3 protein-coding genes and 1 pseudogene are annotated in these 7342 nt (G+C 35.2%); all 4 read left to right on the top strand.

Annotated features, from left to right (window positions below):
* A pseudogene (locus ACKI32_RS04340) lies at positions 1-667 on the top strand (hypothetical protein); the annotation flags it as partial.
* Positions 657-860: a hypothetical protein gene (locus ACKI32_RS04335; RefSeq protein ID WP_407413864.1), complete on the top strand. Its 204-nt coding sequence runs from the start codon at positions 657-659 to the stop codon at positions 858-860. The pseudogene ACKI32_RS04340 and the gene ACKI32_RS04335, both read left to right, overlap by 11 nt.
* Before the next feature lie 242 nt (positions 861-1102).
* On the top strand, positions 1103-1231 hold the full coding sequence (locus ACKI32_RS04330; RefSeq protein ID WP_407413862.1) for a hypothetical protein: 129 nt from the start codon (positions 1103-1105) through the stop codon (positions 1229-1231).
* 131 nt (positions 1232-1362) lie between these two features.
* A partial coding sequence (locus ACKI32_RS04325) for a C1 family peptidase (RefSeq protein WP_407413860.1) occupies positions 1363-7342 on the top strand: 5980 nt, incomplete at its 3' end.

The raw sequence follows: 7342 nt of genomic DNA, 5'->3' as shown, positions 1-7342 counted from the left end.
GCTGATAATGACTTTCACATCAAATAATGAAATAATACAACAGGACAAAAACAACATATTGACTGTCAGCCTGCACCAATACTTCGATAATGAAACCAAAGAGATATATGATTATGATAAGACCATTAACTTGCCTTTAACAGTCAAATTTTATACAAATGCCGGAACAATAGGCAATGTCGTGCTTGAAAACGGAACTGCTTCAATAAGCTATTCACCAGATCCAAATGTAAGAACAGTTTTCGCCAAATTGAACGACCAAATACTGGAAATTCCAGTAAAATTGAAAAACGAGTCTAAACTCACAGCAAATGATTTCACTGACTATTACAAATCAGGCAAAAAGTTAGAAGTGAAAATAACCGATATCAACGGCAATGGCCTTTCCAACAAAAGCATTAACTTAACAATATCTGGAAAAACCTATACTGCAAAGACAAATCAATATGGAATAGCAAAATTTTCCATCAATTCCAATCCAGGAACATATAATGCCAAAATAAGTTTCACTGATGATGATTACAGAAATCAGAATAAATATGTTACTGTGAAAATTCTAAAAATCAAAACTTCCTTAAGCGCTAAAAATCTTGTAAAATATTATAAGACCAGCAAAAAGTTAACCGTAAAATTGCTGGACAATAATAAAAAAACCCGTGGCATCTAAAAAGATTAAACTTACTGTTGCAGGTAAAAATTACTATAGCACCACCAATAGTAAAGGAATAGCTACTTTTGCTATAAACAATAAAGTGGGCAATTACAAGGCAAAAATTACATTTGCCGGAGACAGCAAATATCAAAAATCCCAAGCAAAAGTTAAAATTTCAGTTAAATTCAAAACTGCTTCCAAAAGGTAGCAAGGATAAAATCCATGGTTAAAAAAATACAAAATGCCCTTAAAAAGAAAGGGTATTATACAGGCTATAAAGTAAACAGCATCTAAGATAAAAAGACACAAAAAGCAGTAAAACAATTCCAAAAGTCAAAAGGACTGCTAAGAAATTTACATTGAAAGCAACCCTTAAAATCAACGGCAAACTCCAAAAAGGCAAAACCATCAAATTCAAATTGAACGGTAAAACCTACACTGCCAAAACCAATGCAAAAAGGCGTTGCACAAAAAACATTAGGCAAAAAAGTCATCAACAAACTCAAAAAAGGTAAAACATACACAGTCCAAGTGACCTACCTAAAAGACACCATAAAAACAACCCTTAAAGTCAAGTAGATGAATATTCATCTACTCCTTTTTTATTTTTTAATTCATTAGTTTGCTTAATATCTTTTTTTAAACCCCTCAGAACTAAATATAAATGTTTAAATAACTATTTTCTACATAAATTTATTCATGTGATAATTATGAAGGTTTTAAAAATTCTGATTGTCATGCTTATCTTGATAATGTCGGTGGGGGCGGTCTGCGCAGCAGAAAGCATCACCGATGATACAATAGGCAATGACAGCAAAGAAATATTACAAACGGTTCAGGAGGATATCGCAACTGACGGCAGTACGGATATTCTTGAAACCGCTCAGAATGACATCTACACAGCAAGTGATGATTCATTCACCAACTTGACTGATGAAATATCAAGAAATGACGTTGTTGATTTAACTCACGACTACAAATTCAACAACGAAACCGATGACAGTAACGGAATTCTTATTGGCAAGGATAATTTTGTCCTTAACGGTAACGGACACACAATTGATGCAAACAACCAATCAAGAATATTCAACATTACCGCAAACAACATTACATTAAGCAATCTTATTTTAACCGGAGGTAATGCAAAAGAGGGTGGGGCAATATACTCCACCGGAACATTGACATTGAACAATGTTACTTTCACAAACAACTATGCAACTGAAAAAGGTGGTGCTGTAGCGCTATATGAGAATGTAACCCTCAATTGTGACGATATTCGATTTATAGATAATTATGGAGGAGCAGGTTCATCAATGTATGTGGATAAAGGTAATCTAAATCTTTACAATTCATATATAACCTCAAGCATATTCTCTAAACGTGGCCAGATTGTCTTTAAGAAGTCTAAAATTAATGTGGAAAATACCACTTTCATTAATATTGTTGCTTCCTATACTCCAGCATTATATGTTGAAGATGGTAAGGAGGCTTACATAATCAATTCCAAATTTATTAATTTAATGGCAAATATTACTGCAGGAGCATTGGCTGTTAAAGGCGTAGGCTATGTATATATTGAAAATTGTGAATTTATAAACACTACCTCTTCTAAAAATGCGGGCGCTGTTCTTGCAGATATTGCTGGAGACCGTGGAACAAATGGTAGCGTAACAGTGCTCGATACAATATTTAAGGACACTTATTCTGAATTCGGTGGAGCTTATCTCCAATTGGGTGGAAACCTATTGGTAAACAATACTGAATTCACAAACAGCCATGGAAAATATAATGGAGGTGCAATTTACCTTTCATATACAGAAAGTGAAATCAATAACTGTATTTTTACCTCAAATGGCGTTGAATTAAATGACCAAGGCTATCCCACTTATGGCGGTGCAATATTTTCAGATATCAGTACCTTAAAGGTAGACAAATCTATATTTATCAACAACACCGCAAGTGCAGCAAATGCAATCTATGCATATGATACATCATATACCATTAAAAATTCACTGTTTGAAAACAACACAAACCCAATCTACACATTTTTCGATAAAGAATGCATCTTGGAAAATAATGTTTTTATTAATGATGACAACATCTCAACTAACAATGAACTTCACAACTCAATAATGGTCGGGCAAGGCATGCAATTAACATTGCTTAATAATACCATTAATATCACCACCATTCCGGCCAGCTTTGATTTACGTGATTACGGCTGGGTCACACCTGTTAAAGATCAAGGATGGATGGGTGCCTGCTGGACATTCGGAATGACTTCCGCCCTTGAATCTGCATTATTGAAAGCTACAAACATCAGCGCTGATTTTTCAGAAAACAATATGCAGAATACCATGTTAAGATATTCTATTTATGGCCATCCTGTGTTATATGAAGGTGGAACTAATACTGTTAGCGCATCTTACTTCTTAAGTTGGCTGGGAGCATTCCCACAAGATGCAGATGACTATGATGAACTGGGAAAAATCTCACCGCTAATCACAACCAATCAAAACATTCATGTTCATGATGTGATTTTCATACCTAACAATGAAATACCAAATGGCACACAGCTCAAATTGGCAATCATGAAATATGGTGCTTTAGATGTGTGTTATTTCGGACAATCCACATATAATGAAGAAAATCCTTATTATAATCCTGATACATACGCCCAATATGTCAATGTAACTACAAAATCAAATCATGAAGTTTCAGCTGTGGGCTGGGATGACAATTTCCCAAAAGAAAGATTCCTAATCACACCACCTGGTGATGGTGCATGGATTATCAAAAACAGTTGGGATACCGATTGGGGAGACAACGGATATCTATATGTTTCATACTATGACAAATCATTTTCATCATCCACTGTGCTAGAAGATTATACTACAGCAATAATAATTGAAAATACAGAACCTTACAATAAGAACTACCAATATGACTTATTGTGGGGAGGCAATTTCTTACCGAAAACTGAAGATAATGTAAGTTATTACAATCAGTTTGAAGCATTAGATAATGATTTGATTGCCGCTGTTGGAACATACTTCAACCGCAGTGATATAAATTATAAAGTTGAAATTTATGTAAATGACAAATTGAAATTGACTCAAGAGGGAGTGTCACCACATCTCGGTTATCATACTATCAAATTAAATGAATACATACCAATTAGGAAGGGTGATGTTTTCAAAGCAGTAGTGACATCAGAGGCCATGCCATATATTCTTCTAGGAGAATCCAGAATACATTACACAAATAATATTTCATTCTCCTGTTATGACGGTAAAACCTGGGACGATAACTTTGATTATAATGTAATAGCTTGTCTAAAAGTCTATACCGTTGCAAATCCAACATTTTCAGAATTAGAGGAAGCTATTGCAAATTCAACAGAGAACTATTTGGATTTAAATGTTGATTATGAATTCAACAACGACACTGACAACAGCACCGGAATTCTAATCAGCAGGGACAACTTCATCATCAACGGTAACGGCCGCATGATTAACGGTAACAATCTATCAAGAATATTCAACATTACCGCAAACAACGTAACATTAAACGATTTGATTTTAACAGGCGGTAACGGCGAAAAAGGTGGAGCAATCTATGCTACCGGACCATTAACATTGAACAACATTACTTTCATTGATAATTATGCAAGTAAAAACGGTGGAGCTGTAGCACTCTATGAAGATGCAACTATCAATTGTAACAATTCCCAGTTCATTGACAATTATGCTGGTGAAGGTGGATCTGCATTTGTAGTTGCGAAAGGAAAACTAAATCTTTACAATGCATACATTACCTCAAAAGTATATGCTAAAGCAGGTCAAATAATGGGATCCACAGGTTCACAATACTATCTCGAAAACATTACATTTTTCAATACCACTGCCGACTATGCGCCGGCAATATATCTTGTAGGTTCTAAAATTAGAATAATCAATTCCAGATTCATTAATCTAAAAGCTAATCTGACTGCAGGTGCAATGAGCCTTAGAGAAGGCGGCGAAGTCTACATTAAGAATTGTGAATTCATAAACACAACATCTTCCAGAAATGCAGGAGCAGTTTATGTAGACATTACCGGTTATAATCCAGGAAATGAAGGCAATGTAACAATAATCGATTCCAGATTCAAGGATGTCTCTTCTGAGTTTGGTGGAGCATATGTCCAATTGGGAGGACAGTTCTGGCTTAACAATACTGAATTCACAAACAGCCATGGAAAATATAATGGAGGTGCAATTTACATTTCATTTACAGAAACTGAAATCAACAATTGTACCTTTGATTCAAATGGCGTTGATGTTATTGAAGGTTATCCAACCTATGGCGGTGCAATATTTTCAGATATTAGCACATTAACTATAAATGATTCTAAATTCTTCAACAACAATGCAGGCCTAGGTAATGCAATCTATGCTCTTGACAATACATTTACCATTAAAAATTCAGAATTTGTAAATAATTTAAATGCTATTTTCACAGATTTTGATAAGAAATGCAATATAGATGAAAGCAATGAGTTTAACAATGATACTGTCTCTACCAATAATACATTTTATAATACTATAATCATTGGTGATGGTCTACAGTTAACCTTGGTTAACAATACCATTAATGTTGATACTCTTCCAGCCAAATTTGATTTACGTGACTGGGGATGGGTTTCCTCCGTTAAAAATCAAGGATGGATGGGTGCCTGCTGGACATTCGGAATGAGCGGAGCATTAGAATCAGCATTATTGAAAGCTACAGGAATTCCATTTAACGTTTCCATGAACAACATGAAAACTGTGATGAAATATTCACCTTATGGTGCGATGGAAGTATTTGAAGGAGGAGCCAATCTTGCTTCCGTAGGTTATTTATTGAGCTGGTTTGGAGCAATCCCATATGATGCTGATACTTATGATGAGCTTGGAAAAATTACACAACCAATCACAACTGGCCATGATATTCATATTCAGGATATAATTTTCATACCTAACAACGAAATCCCTAACGGTACACAAATTAAACAGGCAATCCTGAAATATGGAGCTCTGGATGTGTCCCTTTTCGGACAAGCCTCATATGATGATGAAGTTCAGTATTATAATCCGAAAACCTGTGCACAATTTGTCGATATGCCTGAAACTGCAAACCATGAAGTATCCATTATCGGATGGGACGATAATTTTCCAAAAGAAAAATTCCTATACACCCCTCCGGGCAATGGAGCATGGATTGTCAAAAACAGTTATGGTTCTAACTGGGGAGACAATGGGTGCGTCTATGTTTCATATTATGACAAATCGCTCCTTGTATATAAGCCAGGCAAGATCATTGATTACGCCGCTGCTACCATAATTGAAAATACTGTGCCATACAATAAAAACTATCAATATGACATTACATGGCTTTCTAATTTTGAGCGAAGTAATGGAACTATAAGTTATATGAATGTCTTTGAAACATTGGACGATGACTTGATTGGTGCTGTTGGAACATACTTCAATGAGAGTGGCGTCAATTATACAGTCAAAATTTTTGTAAACGATGAATTAAGATTGACTCAAAATGGCGTATCTCCATATGTGGGTTATCATACTATCAAATTAAATGAATATGTACCAATCAAAGAAGGGGATGTATTCAAAGCCATAATGGCCTCAAATTGGGTGCCATACACTCTTTTAGAAGATACTAGAGTACATTATACTAAAAATATTTCATTTGTCTCTTCTGATGGAAAAACATGGAAAGATGCTTATGATTTAGGTTATATTACTTGTTTAAAAGTCTACACAGTTGCTGACGACACCAAAATCATCAACAATGAAAACATTACTGTCGAATATGGCAGCGAGTCATACTTCACTGTTCAGGTTGTAACTGCCGATGGCCACAGTGTTGGTGAAGGTGCAGTTGTTAACATTACCATTAATGGAAAAACAACCAAGGCAATAACTGATGCTATTGGAATAGCTAAAGTTGAAATAAATGAGGTTCCGGGCACTTATGATGTAACAACTTCATACAATGGTCAAACATACAAAAACAGTGTTGTTGTAAAATTGAATTCAAGTACCTGTATAATTACACAAAACAAAGACATTACTATGGATTATGGTAGTGGAAAGTACTTCACTGTTAAAGTTGTCTCAGCAGACGGTAAAGTAGCCGCTTCTGATGTAAGTGTTGAATTCACAATCAACGGGAAAACAACCGCTGTCAAAACTGATGATGATGGAATTGCTAAAATCAAAATAACTGAGAATCCTGGCACATATGTCATGACTACAACAATTCCAATTTCAGATTATGGGGTTAATAATACTGTTATCGTAAAAGAAGTTCAGGCACCATCCCCTGATGATAACGATAAACCGGTTTCGAAACCTGTTCCTGATGTCAGACCAACTCCAAACAATTCAAGACCAACCTATTCCGCTAAATCAACTTACAGCCAACAACATGTATACACAGTATACCGTGCATATGATATGAAAATGATATGTCAGGCAAATGTGGTTAATCTTAAAGCATTAATGGATTTATTCAACCGCACTTTCACAAACGGACATTTAAAAGTATACATTGACGGTACACTTGTATTTGATGGTGATGTGGACGATGACCTTTCAAGAGTAATCTTTGAAATCATCGAGAAATTCCTAGGCAAACATGAGG

This window comes from Methanobrevibacter sp. (assembly GCF_045611865.1).
GTDB lineage: Archaea > Methanobacteriota > Methanobacteria > Methanobacteriales > Methanobacteriaceae > Methanocatella.
Note: the sequence above shows the minus strand (reverse complement) of the source record. Positions and strands in the feature narration are given on the sequence as shown.

Bases quoted from the DNA above. Each gene is read 5' to 3' on its own strand.
- ACKI32_RS04330 (WP_407413862.1), top strand. From the start codon at position 1,103: ATGCAAAAAGGCGTTGCACAAAAAACATTAGGCAAAAAAGTCATCAAC.